This is a genomic window from Stenotrophomonas sp. Bg11-02, assembly GCF_002836635.1.
In the GTDB taxonomy this organism is placed as follows: Bacteria; Pseudomonadota; Gammaproteobacteria; order Xanthomonadales; family Xanthomonadaceae; genus Stenotrophomonas; species Stenotrophomonas lacuserhaii.
This window is the reverse complement of record NZ_PJAY01000068.1, coordinates 32428-48272: the sequence shown is the minus strand read 5'-3', so window position 1 is coordinate 48272 and position 15845 is coordinate 32428. Positions and strand designations below refer to the sequence as shown.

The window sequence follows — 15845 nt, the reverse complement described above, 5'->3', positions numbered from 1 at the left end:
CCGGGCTTACGGGGTGCGGCGTTCGAGCAGGTTGCTGTGGCGGGCGATGAACATGGCGGCCGGATCGATTCCCTTGGTGCGCAGGATATGCAGCCGGGTCGCCGCTTCGGTCAGCACCGAGAGGTTGCGGCCGGGCATCACCGGCAGGGTGATCAGCGGCACGTCCAGGTCCAGTACGTGGCGGGTGCCGGAGTCGCCGGTCAGGCGTTCGTATCCGTAAGCGCTGGGTTCGGTCATCGGCTTGGTCAGGTGGACGATCAGCCGAAGGTACTTGTTCTTCTTTACCGCTGTGTCACCGAACATCTCGCGCACGTTCAGCACGCCCAGGCCGCGCACTTCCAGCAGGTCCTGCAGCAGCTCCGGGCAGGTGCCATCGAGCACGTCCGGGGCGATCTGGGTGAACTCCGGCGCATCGTCGGCGACCAGGCGATGGCCGCGGCTGAGCAGTTCCAGCGCCAGCTCGCTCTTGCCCGAACCGGCTTCGCCGGTGATCAGCACGCCGATGGAGTAGATCTCCATGAACACGCCATGCAGGATCACCCGCGGCGCCAGCGTACGCGCCAGGTGGTAGGACAGGTGGTTGAGCAGTTCGTGGCCGCGCTTGGGCGAAAGCCACAGCGGCGTGTTGGATTCATCGGCCGCCGCGCGCAGGTCTTCCGGGCAGGGCTGGTTGCGGGTGATGACCAGCGCCAGCGGGTGCGACTGCATGATCTTTTCGATGGTTTCCCATCGGTGGCGGGAATCCAGCGAATCCAGCCAGGTCAGTTCCTCGGTGCCGAGGATCTGTACTTTGTTGGGGTAGATGGCGTTGAGGTAGCCGGCCAGCGAGGGACGCCGGGATACGGTATTGCCGGCTTCAAGCTCGCGTCTTTCGCCTTTCTGCCCGGCCACCCAGCGCAGGGCGAGGCGGTCGCGTTGCTGGTCGAACAGCTCGCGTGCGGTGATGCTGGTATTCATGCGGCACTCGCCGGTGGCGGAAGATCGATGATGGCGCGCAGCGCGGCGGCATCGGGCGCATCGCGCAGCGCCTGGCGGATGCCCGGCTCGGAGAACAGCTCGGCAAGCTCGGACAGCAGCATCAGGTGCTGGTGGGTGTAATGGGACGGCACGGCAATCGCGAACACCAGATCGACCGGCTCATCCCCACCGAAGTCCACCGGTTGCAGCAGTTTCAGCAGGGCGCCACGCGGACGCTCGAGCGCCGGTGCGCGGCCGTGCGGGATGGCGATCCCATGACCGATGGCGGTACTGCCGAGCGCTTCGCGCTCGCACAGGTTGCGGTGGATCTGTTCGGTGTTGGCCTGGCGGCAGGCCAGCAGCTGGGCCGCTGCCAGCAGCACACTCTCGCGGTCGGCAGCCGCGCAGACCTGGGTCTGCACGGCGGCCATCAGATCGGTCAGGGGCATATCAGGGGGAAAGTGAAGTCATCAGACTTCATTGTCGCTCAACGGCAGGGGGACGTGCTGCTGTTTCTTCTGCTGCTTCTTTTCCTTTTCCGAGGTCAGCAGGCGGTCCACCTTGTCGGCCAGGATGTCGATCGCCGCGTACATGGTCTGGCCACTGGCCTCGGCATGCAGGGTCTGGCCGGGGATGTTCACGGTGGCATCGACGTGGTGTTCGTTCTTCTGCAGCTTCAACGTGACCCGAGTTTCGCAGTGTTCGCCGACGAAGTGCTTACCGGGCCGGGCGAGCTTGTCCGCCACGTACTTTTCCAGGGCCGGGGTGACTTCGACGTCTTTGCCAAACGTTTCAATGCGCATCGGGTGTCTCCTTTTGGATTTGCCAATGAACCTCTCCGCCGGGCGCGGTATGCGTCAGGCGATCCGGACTCTTTCGTGCGAGGCGGAAATGTTCATGGCTTCACGATACTTCGCCACGGTCCGGCGCGCTACCGGTATGCCGGATGTCTTGAGCAGGTCAGCCAGCTTGGCGTCAGAAAGCGGCTTGCGCGGATTTTCGTCGTCGATCAGCCGGCGGATCATCGACTGGATGGCGGTGCTGGAGGCTTCGCCGCCGCCTTCGGTGTCGATGCCCGAGGCGAAGAAGGCGCGCAGCGGGATGGTGCCGCGCGGGGTGCGCACGTGCTTGCGGGCGATGGCGCGCGACACCGTGGACTCGTGCAGGCCCAGCTCGCCGGCGATCTCACGCAGGGTCAACGGACGCAGCGCCTGCGCGCCGAACTCCAGGAATCCAGCCTGTTGCTGCAACAGGCTGTTCACCACCCGCAGCAGCGTTTCGCCGCGTGCCTCCAGGCCCTTGAGCAGCCAGCGCGCTTCCTGCAGCTGGGTCTTCAGGTAGCCGGCGTCGGCTTCGCCGCAGCGGCGGATCATGCTTTCGTAGCCGCGGTGGATGATCACCTTCGGCCCGGCGTGGCCGGCCAGCGCGGCCCGCCAGACGCCGGCCTGGCGCCAGATCACCACGTCCGGTACCACGTAGGTGTCCTGGCTGACCGGGGCGATCTGGGTGCCGGGGCGCGGGTCCAGCGAGCGCAGCAGGGCCACTGCCGCCTCCACGTCGGCGACCGGCTGCTTGAGTTCCTGGGCGATGCCGGCCACGCCACTGCGTGGCAGCCGCTCCAGCGGGCCGTCGGTGATCTGCCGGGCCAGCGCCAGCGCCGGGGTGTCGGCCGGCAGCACGTCCAGCTGCAGGCGCAGGCATTCACCCAGATCGCGTGCGCCCACGCCTACCGGGTCGAAGCGCTGGATCTGGTGCAGCACGGTCAGGATTTCATCGTCGCCGACGTGGATGGCCGGCAGCAGTGTTTCGGCAATGCCGGAGAAGGTCTCGCGCAGGTAGCCGTCGTCTTCGATCGCATCGATCAACGCGGCGCCGATGCTGCGGTCACGCGATGACAGGTGCGACAGATGCAGCTGCCACAGCAGGTGGTCGGCGAGGGTCGCGGTCTCGGCGACACGCTCGGCAGCGCTGCCCAGGTCATCGTCATCGAAGGAGCCGCCGCTGCCGGCACCGCCACTCCAGTCCAGTTCGGCCGGTGCCCAGTCATCGTCGCCGGGACCGGTGCGCTCATCGCTGTCGCGCACCTGCTGGTCGGGCGAGGGCTGTTCGGTGGGCTGGTCGCTGCCGGGTACCGGTTCGGCGTTCTCCGCCCAGTCCAGCAGTGGATTGGTTTCCACCGCCTCGGCTATTTCCACGTCCAGTTCGGTGGTGGACATCTGCAGCAGCCGGATCGCCTGGCGCAGCTGTGGCGTCATGACCAGGTGCTGCCCCACCGATGTCTGCAACCGCGTCTTCATGCCACCGCCCAACGTAAAAGGAAGGGTCCGGCGGCCGCCTTCACAGCTTGAAGGAATCTCCCAGGTAGACACGACGGACGTCTGCATTTTCCAGCAGGTCCGCAGGCGCGCCCTGGGCCAGCACCGTACCTTCAGCGAGGATATACGCCCGGTCGCAGATTCCCAAGGTTTCGCGCACGTTGTGGTCGGTGATCAACACGCCGATGCCGCGCTGCTTGAGGTGGGTGACGATGCGCTGGATCTCGCCGACCGAGATCGGGTCGACGCCGGCGAACGGCTCGTCGAGCAGGATCAGGCGCGGCCGGGCGGCCAGGGCACGGGCGATCTCGCAGCGGCGACGCTCGCCACCGGACAGGCTGGCGCCCTGCTGTTCGGCGACATGGCCCAGTTGCAGTTCGTCCAGCAGGCCGGCCAGTTCGCGCTCGCGGCCGGCGCGGTCCAGGTCATCACGCAGCTCCAGCACCAGCCGGATGTTATCGGCCACGGTGAGCTTGCGGAACACCGAGGGTTCCTGCGGAAGATAGCCCACGCCCTGCTTGGCGCGGGTGTACATCGGATCGCTGGTGATGTCCTTGCCGTCCAGCACGATGCTGCCGGCATCGGCGGCCACCAGGCCGACGATCATGTAGAAACAGGTGGTCTTGCCGGCACCGTTCGGGCCCAGCAGGCCGACCACTTCACCGGCCTCCAGGGTCAGGCCGAAGTCCTTGACCACTTCGCGCTGCTTGTAACTCTTGCGCAGGCCCTTGGCGATGAGCATTACTTGCTGCTCCCGGCGGCCGGCGCCTTGTTCTTGGGCTGGATGACGGTGCGCACGCGGCTGCCATCGCCACCGCTGTTCATTTCACCGCTGCGGGTGTTGTAGACCATGCGCTGGCCTGCGTTGGTACCGCGCGCGCTGGTGACCTTGTAGTTGCCGGTCAGGGTGATGATCTCGCTGGTGATGTCGTAGTCGATGCGGTCGGCGGTGGCATCCATCCAGGTGCCATCGTCCATCTGCTGGCGCATGGTGGCCTGCTTGCCGGTGAAGATCGCCCGTACCGCTTCGCCGCCCTTGATCTGGATCTCGGCATTGGCCGCACGCAGGTCAAGCGAGCCCTGGGTGATCACCACACCGCCGGACATCAGCGTCTTGCCGTCGCCGGTGAGGGTGCCGGTCTGCGCGCCGGCATCGATGTTCATCGGTTCGTTGCGGTCGGTGGATTTCGCGCTGGCCAGCAGCGGCAACATCAGGCTGAGCGCACAAAGGGCTGCAAGGTGGATTTTCATCGTGTCCGTTTCTGCCGGAGGGTGGCCTGGTCACGCCAGGCGGAAAAGGGAAGCAGCATGCCGCAGGGTCATCGCCGGGGCAGGTAGCGGCCCTTGGACTGGCTGAGGAAATGATACGTGTTGTTCTTGGAATCCAGCTCGAACCCGACGCCGCTCTGTTCCATGCCCGGGCGGGTCATGGTCACCAGCGCATCGGTACGGGCGCGGTTTTCCTTGGGAAAAACATTCAGATGGGTGGTGCGGAACGTGGTCGGCGGGGTGTTGCCCACGGTCGGGCTGTCACCGGCGACGTTGCCGCGCAGGCGCATTTCATCGCCCTTGGCACTGACCCAGCCGGTTTCCGAACGCATCGTCCAGTGGTTGCCGTCCTGGCCGGGCATTTCAAACACGGGGGTGGCGATGGTGAGGGTCTGGTCGGCACGCAGGCGCTCCAGCCGCGGCGCGCGCAGCGTGGTCGATTCCTTGCCTTCATCGTCCAGCATGACGATCTGGAAGTCGTGCAGCACGTAGTCCACGCTGCCATCGTCGACGATGGCCTGCGGCCCCTTGTCGCGGTTGCGCAGCAGCGACCAGCCGCTGAGGATGGCCACGACCAGCAGGGTCACGCCGATGGCGGTGCGCCAGTTCATGCGCCGAACCCTGCAAGCACGGCGTCCACGCGGCCCTGCGCGGCCAGCAGCACGTCGCACAGCTCGCGTGCGGCGCCGCGGCCACCTTCGGCGCGGGTCTGCCAGTGCACGCGTTCGGCGATCCACGGATGCGCGTTGGCCGGGGCTACGGCCAGTCCCACATGGCACAGCGGGCCCAGGTCGGGCAGGTCATCGCCCATGAACGCCACCTGGTCCAGGGTGATGCCGTGCTGAACGCACAAGGCCTGCACGCTGGCCAGCTTGTCGCCCACCGCGATCTGGGTGTCGATGCCCAGGTCCGCGCCGCGCTTCAACGCCGACTGGCTGTTGCGCGCGGTGATGAGCACGGGGTGGATGCCGTGCTTCTGCAGCAGTTTCAATCCCAGGCCGTCCTGCACGAAATATGCCTTGCTCTCGTTGCCTTCACTGTCGTAGTAAAGCTGACCATCGGTGAGCGTGCCGTCCACGTCGAAACACGCCAGGCGGATGCGCGCGGCAGCGGCATGCAGGTGGGCAGGGAAGGCAGGCAGGGGGGACCAGGGCATTGGGTTGCAGGTATCCGGGTTGTCGTGCGGTAAGGGATGAATGGGGGCGGGGTGGGTTCGGTTAAACCACCCGTGCCCGCAACAGGTCATGAATGTTCAGCGCGCCGACCGCGCGCCCGGCGTCGTCGACCACCACCAGGCCATTGATTTTATGGGTTTCCATCAGCCGCGCCGCTTCCACGGCGAGCTGGTCGGCGCCGATGGTACGCGGGCTGCGGGTCATCACCTCGGCGATCGTCGCGCTGCGTACGTCCAGTTCACTGTCCAGCGCCCGGCGCAGGTCGCCATCGGTGAACAGGCCGATCAGCACCCCGTCGGCGTCGACCACGGCGGTCATGCCCAGGCGCTTGCGGCTCATCTCCACCAGGGCCTCGCTGAGGCTCGCGCCGGCATCCACGCGCGGCAGGTCATCGCCGCTGTGCATGACGTCGGTGATGTGCAGCAGCAGGCGGCGGCCGAGGCTGCCGGCCGGGTGCGACCGGGCGAAGTCGTCGGCGGTGAAGCCGCGCGCATCCAGCAGCGCCACCGCCAGCGCATCGCCCATCGCCAGCGAGGCGGTGGTGCTGGAGGTCGGCGCCAGCGCCAGCGGGCAGGCTTCGGCGGGCACGCTGACGTCCAGGTGGACATCGGCAGCGCGGGCCAGGCTGGACTGCGGCTTGCCGGTCATGGAAATCAGCAGGTTGCCCTGGCGCTTGAGCACCGGCAGCAGCATCAGCAGCTCGTCGGACTCACCGGAGTAGGACAGCGCCAGCACCACGTCGGCTTCGGTGATCATGCCCAGGTCACCGTGGCCGGCCTCGCCCGGGTGCACGTAGAACGCCGGGGTGCCGGTGGAGGCCAGGGTGGCGGCGATCTTGCGCGCGATGTGCCCGGACTTGCCCATCCCGGTGGCCACCACCCGCCCGCGGCTGGACAGGATGTGCTGGCAGGCCTGCTGGAACGCTTCGCCTAGCCCGGCAGCGACCGCGTCCAGGGCTTCGCGTTCAATCTGGAACACGCGCTTGCCGCTGGCCACCAGCGCGGCCGGGTCGGCGGAGAGGCGGGCCGGCAGGCCGGCAGCAGGGAAGGGCAGGGTGGGATCAGCCATGCGAGCGCCACGCAGCAGAGTAGAATGTGCGGACATTTTATTAGGAAAGCCCGTTGGACGCCGACACCATCCGCAATCTGATCGAAACCGGCCTGCCGGGCGCCCGCGCCGACGTGCAGGGCGACGATGGCGTGCACTTCGAAGCGACCGTGGTCTGCGAGGCCTTCGCCGGCAAGATGCCGCTGGCCCGCCACCGCATGGTGTATGCCACCCTCGGCGATCTGATGGGCGGCGCTATCCATGCGCTGGCGCTGAAGACCGTGACCCCGGCCGAAGCCGGCTGAACCTGGAAAAGACCCTGATACATGGCCAAGATCGTTGTGACCGGCGGCAATGCGCTGCACGGTGAAGTAAGCATCTCCGGCGCCAAGAACGCCGTCCTGCCCATCCTGTGCGCGACCCTGCTGGCCGATGCGCCGGTGGAAATCACCAACGTGCCGCACCTGCACGACGTGGTCACCACGGTGAAGCTGCTGGGCGAACTGGGTGCCAAGGTCACCATCGACCAGGGCACGCTGTCGCGCGGCAGCGCGATCGTGGTCGATCCACGCCCGGTCAACCAGCACGTGGCGCCCTACGAACTGGTGCGCACCATGCGTGCCTCCATCCTGGTGCTGGGCCCGCTGCTGGCCCGCTTCGGCGAAGCCGAAGTGTCGCTGCCCGGCGGCTGCGCGATCGGTTCGCGCCCGGTGGACCAGCACATCAAAGGCCTGCAGGCGCTCGGTGCCGAGATCGTCGTGGAGAACGGCTTCATCAAGGCCAGCGCCAAGCGCCTGAAGGGCGGTCACTTCACCTTCGACATGGTCAGCGTGACCGGCACCGAGAACGTGCTGATGGCCGCCGTGCTGGCCGAGGGCACCACCGTGCTGGACAACTGCGCGATGGAGCCGGAAGTCACCGACCTGGCGCATTGCCTGATCGCGCTGGGCGCGAAGATCGAAGGCCTGGGCACCGCCCGGCTGGTGATCGAAGGCGTGCCGCGGCTCGGCGGCGGCCGTCATGAAGTGCTGCCGGACCGCATCGAAACCGGCACCTTCCTGGTAGCCGCGGCGATGACCGGTGGCAGCGTCACGGTGAATCGTGCGCGCCCGGACACCATGGAAGCGGTGCTGTCCAAGCTGATCGAAGCCGGTGCGACCATCAGCACCACCGCAGATACCATCACCCTGGACATGCACGGCAAGCGGCCGAAGGCGGTCAACCTGACCACCGCGCCGTACCCGGCGTTCCCGACCGACATGCAGGCGCAGTTCATGGCGCTCAACTGCGTGGCCGATGGCGTGGGCGTGATCAACGAAACGATCTTCGAGAACCGTTTCATGCACGTCAACGAACTGCTGCGCGTGGGCGCGGACATCCAGGTGGAAGGCCACACGGCCATCGTGCGCGGTGCCGAACGCCTGAGCGGCGCGCCGGTGATGGCGACCGACCTGCGTGCGTCGGCCTCGCTGATCCTGGCTGGCCTGATGGCCGATGGCGATACCACCATCGACCGCATCTACCACCTCGACCGCGGCTACGAGAACATCGAAGAGAAGCTGTCCGCGCTCGGTGCCACGATCAGGCGCGTGCAATGATCCTGCGCGGCAAGTTCACCCGCCGCCGCAAGGCGCTGCTGGCGCTGGTGCTGATCATGCTGGCCTACCTGGGCTATGCCTGGTTTGCCGACATCGCCATCACCAAGGGCGTGGAGCAGAAGGACATGGACTGGAACGGCGACGGCACGGTCACCCGTGACGAGATCATCCAGGCCTTCCACGCGGTGGGTGCGACCGATACCAAGGATGGCAACCGCGAGTGCCGCACCTTCGTGTGGCGCAGCACCGGCGAGCAGATCCGCGTGGACTGCCGCACCGTGTTCCAGGCCGAATAAAGGTCGTGACGGCCGCTGGCCCCGTGTGGGTGACGACCGTTGGTCGTCACGCTCTTCGCACTGAGAAGCGGTGACGACCAACGGTCGTCACCCACCACAGCGCCTCACACCCACCACAGCCCTCACACCCACCACCGCGCATGATCACCCACCACAGCGCCTGATGTCGTTCAGTTCAGACCCTTGATGGTCAGGTCCAGCGCGTCCTTGCCGCTTTCGCGCTGCAACAGGCGTGCCGGCACCGGGAACTCCGGCACGATCCAGGCGATCAGTTCCTTGTTGCCATCCACGCGCGACACCTTGGTCGCTTCGTAGCTCTTGCCGGCCACGGTGACCGCTTCCTTGCCGACCACGCGGTAGCTCATCGGCTTGATCCGGCCCTCGTCCACCATGCGGTAGTTCAGCGGCCTGCCGGCGGCCAGGTCGCGCGCGATCGCCAGGTTGATCAGCAGCGCATCCATGTCGCCGGCCTTCAGCGCCACCGGTCCTGCACGGTCCGGCTTGATGTCGCCGGTCCAGGTGGCCTGGTTGCTGGTCCAGTTGTAGTTGGCCTGCACGTTGCGCTTCTTGACCAGCAGCACGGAACTGTCCTGGCTGCTCAGCGGACGCAGGCGACCGTTGGCTTCCTCGAACACGGTGCTCTGGCTCAGGTCGGCCAGCTGGTTTTTCACCTTCAGGCTGTAACGCCACTTGCCGGCGCCTTCGCTGGCCAGGGTCATCGTGCCGTTGGCCTGCATGCCCATGTAGCTGGCGAGGTAATCGGCCTTGAACGGCTGCAGTGCCATCGCTGGCAGGCTGGCTACCGACAGGGCGGCAGCGGCGATCCAGGTCAGCGGGCGTTGGAACGTGGTCATGCTCAGACTCCTTGGTATTCGATGAGGCGCAGGTCGATGTAGTCCTGGCCATCTTTGCGTTGCAGGATACGCACCGGCGTCGGTACGCCGTTGGCGATCCACAGGATGGTTTCGTCGTTGCCGCCATTGGTGCGCGCCACGCGCAGCGCGTCGTAGGACAGCTCGCCCACCTGCACGCTTTCGGTGGCGCTGGCAGACTGGTAATCGTGCTGGCGCACGCGGCCCACGTCGACGTAGCGGTAATGCATCGCGCTGCCGGGGCGGGCGTCGCGCATGATCGCCAGGTTCAACAGCAGCGCGCTCTGGTCACCAGCCTGCAGCGGAATCGGCTGGGTGCGTTCTTTTTTCAGATCGCCCGTCCAGCGCGCCGTGCCAGCCTGCCAGTCATAGGTGCCGGTGACTTTTTTGCCGAGGAACAGGCCTTTGCGCACGGTGCTCTGGCTCAACGGCACGTACTGGCCGTCCTGGTTCTCGAACACGGTGCTCTGTTCCAGGTTCAGGCCCAGCACGCTGGCGAAGCCGCGGCGGCCGACCACCTGCATGTCCACCCGCCACTGCGTGCCACCGGCATGGGTGACGCGCATGGTGGCGTCGCCTGCTTCCTTGCCCTTGTAGAAGGCCTGGTAGGTGGCGGTGAACGGTTCCAGTGCGGGCGGTTCCCAGGCCAGCGCGGGCAGCGCGGGCACGGCCGGCGCGGCGGGTGCGGGCTCCGGTACCTGTTGCGCAGCCGAAGGCAACGCCGCCAGGCAGAACAGGGCGGACAGCAACAGCGCGGGACGGAGCAGCGACGTGTTCTTCATACCAGCCAGCAACATGAGAGAAGGGAAGCATGCCAGCGCCTGGGTCAGCAGCGCGTGTTCAGCAACTCAGGCAGGTTGCAGCATGCGCGCCGAATCTAGGACCAGCGGGCTGAAAAGGGGGTGACCGTCGAGCTGGAGCTGAGCGTTCTGTTCAGTTACGCGGCCGCTGGCCAGCAGCTGCAGGCTTGCGATCAGCAGCGGGTGCTCCACGGCCAGTACCCGCGCGGCCAGCGTTTCCGGCGAATCACCGGGGAGTACGTCAACGCGCGCCTGCGCCAGCACGCTGCCGGCATCCAGCTCGGGCACCACGAAGTGGACGCTGGCCCCGTGCTGCGCATCTCCGGCTTCCAGCGCCCGCGCATGCGTGTGCAGGCCCTTGTACAGGGGCAGCAGGGAAGGGTGGATGTTGACCAGCTTGCCATCGAAGCGGGCCACGAACGCCTCGCCCAGGATGCGCATGTAGCCGGCGCAGACGATCCAGTCGGGCGCGCTGGCGGCGATCGCGTCGCCCAGCGCGGCCTCGTAGGCGGCACGGTCGGCAAAGTCGCGCGGCGCTGCTGCCCAGCGCTGCGCAACCGGTACGCGCTGCAGGGCCTGTGCATCGCGGCGGTCGGAAAACACCCCCACCACCTCGGCCTGCAATTCTCCCTGCGCGATGGCATCCAGGATTGCCTGCAGGTTGCTGCCGCGCCCGGAGGCAAGCACCGCGATGCGCGTGCTTGCGGTCATGCCGCGACCTTGGGCGCGCCGTCCGGGAAGCTGGCGACGACCTCCGGGCGCAGCAGCGCCCACAGCGCGTAGACGGTCAGCGCGATGCCCAGGGCACCGGTCAGGCAGGCGAGCCCCGCCACGACCAGGCACAGCCGGTGCCGGCGACGCGCGCCCAGGCAGCGGGCGGCCTGCAGGCTCAATCCGCCCAGCACGACGTACACCGCCGAGGCGATGCCCATCACGATGAACAGCAGCCAAGGGGCGGCCTCCGGACCACTGCCGGGCGGCTCGCTGACATAGCCGGCGAGGGTGACCAGCAGCAGGAAAGCGGCGAGGAGGAGTTCGAAACCCCCCAGCACATAGAACAGGATCTTCAGCGTGTGCAGGTGCGAATCGACCTGCATCGACGTCCAACCACGCGGGGCGTGCAGGGGGGGAGGCGTGGCGGACATGGAGGTCTCTTTGATGGCCTTGCAGGCGCCGGGTAACACCCGGCTTCGGTCGCGCCGAGCCATGCTCGGCGGAATGTCTGGACGCTCCCGCTGCGCTCGCCGGGCATGGCTCGGCGCTACCGGCAGGGAGCCGCTTGTCAGCCGATGTGGACGCGCTCGGCGCCTTCCACGGCCGGCACGACCTTGCCGATGGTCCAGTGCTGCAGGCCCTGTGCGCCGGCGGCCTCGGCCACGGCGGCGACCTGGTCGGCGGCGACGATCAGCACGAAGCCGATGCCGCAGTTGAAGGTGCGCCACATTTCGGCATCGGCCACCGCGCCTTCGCGCTGCAGCCACTGGAACACCGGCGGCAGGGTCCAGCTGCGGGCGTCGATGTCCAGGCCCAGGCCGTCGGGCACCACGCGGATGATGTTTTCCGTCAGGCCACCGCCGGTGACGTGGGCCATGCCGTGGATCGCCTCGCCGTGGGTCTTGAGCAGGGCCAGGATCGGCTTCACGTACAGGCGGGTCGGCGCCATCAGCGCATCGACCAGCTTCACGCCGTCGTCCAGCAGCAGATCGGCCGGCTGCCCAGCGCGGTCGTAGATGCGGCGCACCAGCGAATAGCCGTTCGAATGCGGGCCGGAGGAGGCGATGCCGATCAGCACGTCGCCTTCGGCAACGCTGGCGCCATCCTTCAGTTCGCTCTTTTCCACGCCGGCCACGGTGAAGCCGGCCAGGTCGTACTCGCCCGGGGCATACATGTCGGGCATTTCAGCGGTCTCACCGCCGATCAGCGCGCAGCCGGCCTCGGTGCAGCCGTTGGCGATGCCGCCCACGACCGCCGCGGCGGTGTCGATGTCCAGCTTGCCGGTGGCGAAATAATCCAGGAAGAACAGTGGCTCGGCGCCCTGTACCAGCACGTCGTTCACGCACATGGCGACCAGATCGATGCCGATTGTGTCGTGGCGGCCCAGCTGCTGGCCCAGTTTCAGCTTGGTGCCGACGCCATCGGTACCGGACACCAGCACCGGCTCGCGGTACTTGTTGGAGAGGTCGAACAGGGCACCGAAGCCGCCCAGTCCGCCCATTACCTCAGGGCGGAAGCTGCGCTTGACCAGCGGCTTGATGCGCTCGACCAGTTCGTTGCCGGCATCGATGTCGACACCCGCGTCACGGTAGGTGAGGGGCGTAGGGGCGGAGGACGGGCTGTTGGTCACGGGCGTCGGCGCTGGCAAGGGTGAGACGGCGATTTTAACAGGCCACGTTGGCGCAAAGACCCTATTCGGGCAACAATCTCCCCGGATACGTCGAGCCAATGGAAGTCCAGATGCCCCGCAGCCCCCTCAGGACCACGTTCCTCATCATGCTCCTCGCGGCGTGCCTGCCCTTTGCCGCCCTGGCCCAGAGCGGCCTGCGCACCGAAGGGGACGTGGCCACCGCCAGCGGCGCCTACGAGGCCGAGGTCCCGGTCCGGGGCCAGAGCGACGCCGATCGCAACGGCGGCTTGTCGCGCGCGCTGGCCGAGGTGCTGGGCAAATTGTCCGGCGACCGCAACATCACCGCCCGTCCGGGCGTGGTGCAGGCCCTGCGCAATGCCAAGGATTACGTGCAGAGCTACGACTACAAGCAGGACCAGAGCACCAGCGCCAGTGGTGCGCCGAACTTCCGCACCCTGTTGGTCGCCCGTTTCCGCGAAGACGACGTGGATGCGATGGTCGCCGCGCTGGGCCTGCCGGTGTGGCCGCAGCCGCGCCCGAAGCCGGTGCTGTGGCTGGCCATCGACGACGGCAGCGGCCCGCGGCTGGTGACCGTGCAGCAGGCCAACGCGGTGCGCCCGATACTGGCGCGCGCGGTGGAACGCGGCTTCAAGCTGGGCCTGCCGACCGGCAGTACGGCCGAGCAGGCGCTGGTGGGTGCGATCTGGCGCCAGGACACCGCCGCGGTGGCGCGGGCGTCGGCCCGTTACGCCCCGCCGATGCAGCTGATCGGCAAGCTGTCGCGCGCGGATGGCGGCTGGACGGCGGACTGGGTGTTCGTCGACAACGGCCGGGAACTGAACAAATGGACCACCAAGGATGCCAACGCCATGCGTGCGATGGCCGGCGGTGCCGACGGCGCGGCCGACGCGCTGGTGCGCCGTTATGCCAAGCCCGGCGCGGCAACCGGCCAGGCCGGCACCTACCGCATCGTGGTGACCGGGATCGACAGCGCCGACGACTACATGCGCTTGGCCGCCGGCCTGCGCGAGGTGCCGGTGGTGCGCAACATCATCCCGCTGCGCGCAGTGGGCAACCGGCTGGAACTGAGCCTTGAAATGACCACCGGCCTTGCCGGGTTGAACCGCATGCTGGGCGAGGACGGCGTGCTGGTGCCGGTCGCCCCGGTGGCGATCACCCTGGACGGTGATGAACAGAATCCGGCCCCGGCCAGCAACGAGTACCGCCTGCGATGATCCACACTCCGGAGGCGGAAATCGCCCTGTTCCTGCGCCGCGTCAAGTTCGTCGCGGTCGCGTTGCTGATCGGCTGGGTGGTCTGGCTGCTGGCGCCCATCCTGACCCCCTTCGTGCTGGCGCTGGCGCTGGCCTGGCTGGGCGATCCGCTGGTGGACCGGATCGAGGCGACCGGGCGTTCGCGCAATACCGGCGTGATCCTGGTGTTCGTGGCGATGGTGCTGGTGATCACCGCGCTGCTGTTGATCCTGGTGCCGATGATCGAGCGCCAGATCAGCACCTTGATCGCTTCCGCGCCGCAGGCCCAGGCCTGGCTGATGGAGAAGGGCATTCCCTGGTTCGAACAGAAGACCGGCCTGGAAGTGATGCAGTGGCTGGATTCGGACCGGGTGATGGAGTACATCCGCAGCCACTGGCAGCAGGCCGGCGGGGTGGCCAAGCAGTTCTTCGGCTATGTGCAGCGTTCCGGCTTTGCGATGGTGACCTGGGTGGTCAACCTGCTGCTGCTGCCGATCCTGGCGTTCTACTTCCTGCGTGACTGGGACCTGCTGGTCGAGCGCGTGCGTTCGGTCATCCCGCGCAACCACGTGGGCACGATCACCCAGCTGGCGCGCGAGTCCAACGATGTGCTCGGCGCGTTCATCCGTGGCCAGTTCCTGGTGATGATCGCGCTGGGCGTGATCTACGCCGGTGGCCTGACGATGGTCGGCCTGAACCTGGGCCTGTTGATCGGCATCATCGCCGGGCTGATCAGTTTCATTCCCTACCTGGGCGCCACCACCGGCATCCTGATGGCGGTGATCGCTGCACTGGTGCAGTCGCAGGGCTTCGACCTGAAGCTGCTGCTGCTGGTCGGCGTGGTGTTCACCGTGGGCCAGCTGCTGGAAAGCTACGTGCTGACCCCGCGCATCGTCGGCGACAAGATCGGCCTGCATCCGGTGGCGGTGATCTTCGCGGTGATGGCCGGTGGCCAGCTGTTCGGTTTCCTCGGCATGCTGCTGGCGTTGCCGGTGGCGGCGGTGAGCAACGTGCTGCTGCGCTATGCCCACCAGCGCTACCGCGAAAGCGAGCTGTATGCCGGTGAGAAACCGTCGATCGTGCTCGATTCCTACATCGACAAGCAGGTCATCATCGTCGACGGCGCGCCGAAGGGGCCGGAACCGAAGTGAGCGCAGTACCGCAGCTGCCGTTGGCCCTGCATTACCCGCAGGACGAGCGACTGGAGACCTTCATCGGCGCACCGGATGGTGCGCTGGCGCAGCTGCGTGCGATCGCCGTGGGCGCCAGCCCGGACTGGGTGTACCTGGAAGGCGCGGCCGGCACCGGCAAGACCCACCAGGCCCTGGCGATGTGCTCCAACGCCGAACAGGCCGGGCGCACCCCGACCTACGTGCCGCTGAGCGCGGTGGTGGGGCGGGTGCGTGCGGTGCTGGAAGGGCTGGAGCAGCGCGATCTGGTGGTGCTGGATGGGCTGGACGCGGTGGCCGGGGGGCGCGATGACGAGGTGGCGCTGTTCGATTTCCACAATCGTGCGCGCGCTGCCGGTACGGCGGTGATGTACACCGCGCAGGCGGCGCCGGCCGAGCTGGGGCTGGTGTTGCCGGACCTGCGTTCACGGTTGGGGCAGTGCGTGCGCGTGGTGCTGCAGGCGCTGGACGAAGAGGGGCGTGCGGCGGTGCTGCGTGACCGCGCGTTGCGCCGTGGTCTGTCCATCGACGAAGCCTCCATCGAATGGCTGCTGTCCCACTCCGGGCGCGAGCTGGGTGGGCTGATCACGCTGATGGACTGGCTGGACCGCGAGTCGCTGGCGGCCAAGCGGCGGATCACCGTGCCGTTCCTGCGCCAGGTACTGGAAGACGGCCGGCCGCGCTACTGAGTGGTGTTGGTTTCAGCCGGGCTTGCAGCCCGGCGGCCCGCTTTTTTCAAGCCGGAGCAAC

The 15845-nt window shown here is 67.4% G+C and carries 20 protein-coding genes; 6 read left to right on the top strand and 14 right to left on the bottom strand.

What is annotated here, in order from left to right; genetic code table 11:
• Positions 1-6: 6 nt before the first annotated feature.
• From hprK to CXG43_RS16050, 9 genes are all read right to left on the bottom strand, one after another.
• The gene (gene hprK, locus CXG43_RS16090) at positions 7-957 is read right to left on the bottom strand and encodes an HPr(Ser) kinase/phosphatase (RefSeq protein ID WP_101100825.1); all 951 of its coding nucleotides are present in this window, start codon (positions 955-957) and stop codon (positions 7-9) included.
• Complete coding sequence (locus tag CXG43_RS16085; RefSeq protein ID WP_042614639.1) at positions 954-1406, bottom strand: PTS sugar transporter subunit IIA; 453 nt, start codon at positions 1404-1406, stop codon at positions 954-956. Before CXG43_RS16085 ends, hprK begins: the two co-directional genes overlap by 4 nt.
• A 21-nt stretch (positions 1407-1427) precedes the next feature.
• Positions 1428-1760 (bottom strand): ribosome-associated translation inhibitor RaiA, encoded by a 333-nt coding sequence (gene raiA / locus CXG43_RS16080; RefSeq protein ID WP_042614640.1) that lies wholly within the window; start codon positions 1758-1760, stop codon positions 1428-1430.
• Positions 1761-1814: 54 nt separating this feature from the next.
• A complete protein-coding gene (locus CXG43_RS16075; protein ID WP_101100824.1) occupies positions 1815-3254 on the bottom strand; it encodes an RNA polymerase factor sigma-54 in 1440 nt (479 codons plus the stop codon).
• 40 nt (positions 3255-3294) lie between these two features.
• Positions 3295-4014 (bottom strand): LPS export ABC transporter ATP-binding protein, encoded by a 720-nt coding sequence (lptB, locus tag CXG43_RS16070; RefSeq protein ID WP_042614642.1) that lies wholly within the window; start codon positions 4012-4014, stop codon positions 3295-3297.
• The gene (gene lptA, locus CXG43_RS16065; protein ID WP_042614643.1) at positions 4014-4523 is read right to left on the bottom strand and encodes a lipopolysaccharide transport periplasmic protein LptA; all 510 of its coding nucleotides are present in this window, start codon (positions 4521-4523) and stop codon (positions 4014-4016) included. The genes lptB and lptA overlap by 1 nt, the downstream gene beginning before the upstream one ends.
• A gap of 68 nt (positions 4524-4591) precedes the next feature.
• The gene (gene lptC, locus CXG43_RS16060; RefSeq protein WP_101100823.1) at positions 4592-5152 is read right to left on the bottom strand and encodes an LPS export ABC transporter periplasmic protein LptC; all 561 of its coding nucleotides are present in this window, start codon (positions 5150-5152) and stop codon (positions 4592-4594) included.
• Positions 5149-5697, bottom strand: coding sequence for an HAD hydrolase family protein (locus tag CXG43_RS16055; RefSeq protein WP_101100822.1), 549 nt, complete (start codon positions 5695-5697; stop codon positions 5149-5151). The genes lptC and CXG43_RS16055 overlap by 4 nt, the downstream gene beginning before the upstream one ends.
• A gap of 61 nt (positions 5698-5758) precedes the next feature.
• Positions 5759-6784: a KpsF/GutQ family sugar-phosphate isomerase gene (locus CXG43_RS16050; protein WP_101100821.1), complete on the bottom strand. Its 1026-nt coding sequence runs from the start codon at positions 6782-6784 to the stop codon at positions 5759-5761.
• A 53-nt stretch (positions 6785-6837) separates the two neighbouring features.
• On the opposite strand from CXG43_RS16050, the gene CXG43_RS16045 reads away from it, so the two are divergent.
• The 3 genes from CXG43_RS16045 to CXG43_RS16035 are packed head-to-tail and all read left to right on the top strand — an operon-like array spanning position 6838 to position 8657.
• Complete coding sequence (locus CXG43_RS16045; protein WP_005408396.1) at positions 6838-7068, top strand: BolA family protein; 231 nt, start codon at positions 6838-6840, stop codon at positions 7066-7068.
• A 21-nt stretch (positions 7069-7089) separates the two neighbouring features.
• Positions 7090-8361, top strand: a complete 1272-nt coding sequence (gene murA / locus CXG43_RS16040; RefSeq protein WP_101100820.1) for a UDP-N-acetylglucosamine 1-carboxyvinyltransferase — start codon at positions 7090-7092, stop codon at positions 8359-8361.
• Positions 8358-8657, top strand: a complete 300-nt coding sequence (locus tag CXG43_RS16035) for a hypothetical protein (protein WP_101100819.1) — start codon at positions 8358-8360, stop codon at positions 8655-8657. The genes murA and CXG43_RS16035 overlap by 4 nt, the downstream gene beginning before the upstream one ends.
• A 170-nt stretch (positions 8658-8827) precedes the next feature.
• Here CXG43_RS16035 and CXG43_RS16030 read toward each other — a convergent pair whose 3' ends face one another.
• The 5 genes from CXG43_RS16030 to purM form a co-directional block, all read right to left on the bottom strand.
• Entirely contained in the window at positions 8828-9511 is a 684-nt protein-coding gene (locus tag CXG43_RS16030; protein ID WP_101100818.1) for a DUF3108 domain-containing protein, read from the bottom strand.
• A 2-nt stretch (positions 9512-9513) separates the two neighbouring features.
• Positions 9514-10311: a DUF3108 domain-containing protein gene (locus CXG43_RS16025; RefSeq protein WP_101100817.1), complete on the bottom strand. Its 798-nt coding sequence runs from the start codon at positions 10309-10311 to the stop codon at positions 9514-9516.
• Positions 10312-10377: 66 nt separating this feature from the next.
• Positions 10378-11040 (bottom strand): phosphoribosylglycinamide formyltransferase, encoded by a 663-nt coding sequence (purN, locus tag CXG43_RS16020; RefSeq protein ID WP_101100816.1) that lies wholly within the window; start codon positions 11038-11040, stop codon positions 10378-10380.
• Positions 11037-11474 (bottom strand): hypothetical protein, encoded by a 438-nt coding sequence (locus CXG43_RS16015; protein WP_157825128.1) that lies wholly within the window; start codon positions 11472-11474, stop codon positions 11037-11039. Before CXG43_RS16015 ends, purN begins: the two co-directional genes overlap by 4 nt.
• A 137-nt stretch (positions 11475-11611) precedes the next feature.
• Positions 11612-12673, bottom strand: a complete 1062-nt coding sequence (purM, locus tag CXG43_RS16005; RefSeq protein ID WP_101100814.1) for a phosphoribosylformylglycinamidine cyclo-ligase — start codon at positions 12671-12673, stop codon at positions 11612-11614.
• 98 nt (positions 12674-12771) lie between these two features.
• On the opposite strand from purM, the gene CXG43_RS16000 reads away from it, so the two are divergent.
• Genes CXG43_RS16000 through hda form a run of 3 tightly spaced genes read left to right on the top strand, consistent with a single transcriptional unit; the run spans position 12772 to position 15784 of the window.
• Complete coding sequence (locus CXG43_RS16000; protein WP_101100813.1) at positions 12772-13908, top strand: DUF2066 domain-containing protein; 1137 nt, start codon at positions 12772-12774, stop codon at positions 13906-13908.
• Entirely contained in the window at positions 13905-15077 is a 1173-nt protein-coding gene (locus CXG43_RS15995; RefSeq protein ID WP_042614653.1) for an AI-2E family transporter, read from the top strand. The genes CXG43_RS16000 and CXG43_RS15995 overlap by 4 nt, the downstream gene beginning before the upstream one ends.
• Positions 15074-15784 (top strand): DnaA regulatory inactivator Hda, encoded by a 711-nt coding sequence (gene hda / locus CXG43_RS15990; protein WP_042614654.1) that lies wholly within the window; start codon positions 15074-15076, stop codon positions 15782-15784. Before CXG43_RS15995 ends, hda begins: the two co-directional genes overlap by 4 nt.
• Positions 15785-15845 lie beyond the last annotated feature (61 nt).

Coding starts and splice junctions, on each gene's coding strand:
- hprK (WP_101100825.1), bottom strand. CDS start 957: ATGAATACCAGCATCACCGCACGCGAGCTGTTCGACCAGCAACGCGAC.
- CXG43_RS16085 (WP_042614639.1), bottom strand. CDS start 1,406: ATGCCCCTGACCGATCTGATGGCCGCCGTGCAGACCCAGGTCTGCGCG.
- raiA (WP_042614640.1), bottom strand. CDS start 1,760: ATGCGCATTGAAACGTTTGGCAAAGACGTCGAAGTCACCCCGGCCCTG.
- CXG43_RS16075 (WP_101100824.1), bottom strand. CDS start 3,254: ATGAAGACGCGGTTGCAGACATCGGTGGGGCAGCACCTGGTCATGACG.
- lptB (WP_042614642.1), bottom strand. CDS start 4,014: ATGCTCATCGCCAAGGGCCTGCGCAAGAGTTACAAGCAGCGCGAAGTG.
- lptA (WP_042614643.1), bottom strand. CDS start 4,523: ATGAAAATCCACCTTGCAGCCCTTTGTGCGCTCAGCCTGATGTTGCCG.
- lptC (WP_101100823.1), bottom strand. CDS start 5,152: ATGAACTGGCGCACCGCCATCGGCGTGACCCTGCTGGTCGTGGCCATC.
- CXG43_RS16055 (WP_101100822.1), bottom strand. CDS start 5,697: ATGCCCTGGTCCCCCCTGCCTGCCTTCCCTGCCCACCTGCATGCCGCT.
- CXG43_RS16050 (WP_101100821.1), bottom strand. CDS start 6,784: ATGGCTGATCCCACCCTGCCCTTCCCTGCTGCCGGCCTGCCGGCCCGC.
- murA (WP_101100820.1), top strand. CDS start 7,090: ATGGCCAAGATCGTTGTGACCGGCGGCAATGCGCTGCACGGTGAAGTA.
- CXG43_RS16035 (WP_101100819.1), top strand. CDS start 8,358: ATGATCCTGCGCGGCAAGTTCACCCGCCGCCGCAAGGCGCTGCTGGCG.
- CXG43_RS16030 (WP_101100818.1), bottom strand. CDS start 9,511: ATGACCACGTTCCAACGCCCGCTGACCTGGATCGCCGCTGCCGCCCTG.
- CXG43_RS16025 (WP_101100817.1), bottom strand. CDS start 10,311: ATGAAGAACACGTCGCTGCTCCGTCCCGCGCTGTTGCTGTCCGCCCTG.
- purN (WP_101100816.1), bottom strand. CDS start 11,040: ATGACCGCAAGCACGCGCATCGCGGTGCTTGCCTCCGGGCGCGGCAGC.
- CXG43_RS16015 (WP_157825128.1), bottom strand. CDS start 11,474: ATGTCCGCCACGCCTCCCCCCCTGCACGCCCCGCGTGGTTGGACGTCG.
- CXG43_RS16000 (WP_101100813.1), top strand. CDS start 12,772: ATGGAAGTCCAGATGCCCCGCAGCCCCCTCAGGACCACGTTCCTCATC.
- CXG43_RS15995 (WP_042614653.1), top strand. CDS start 13,905: ATGATCCACACTCCGGAGGCGGAAATCGCCCTGTTCCTGCGCCGCGTC.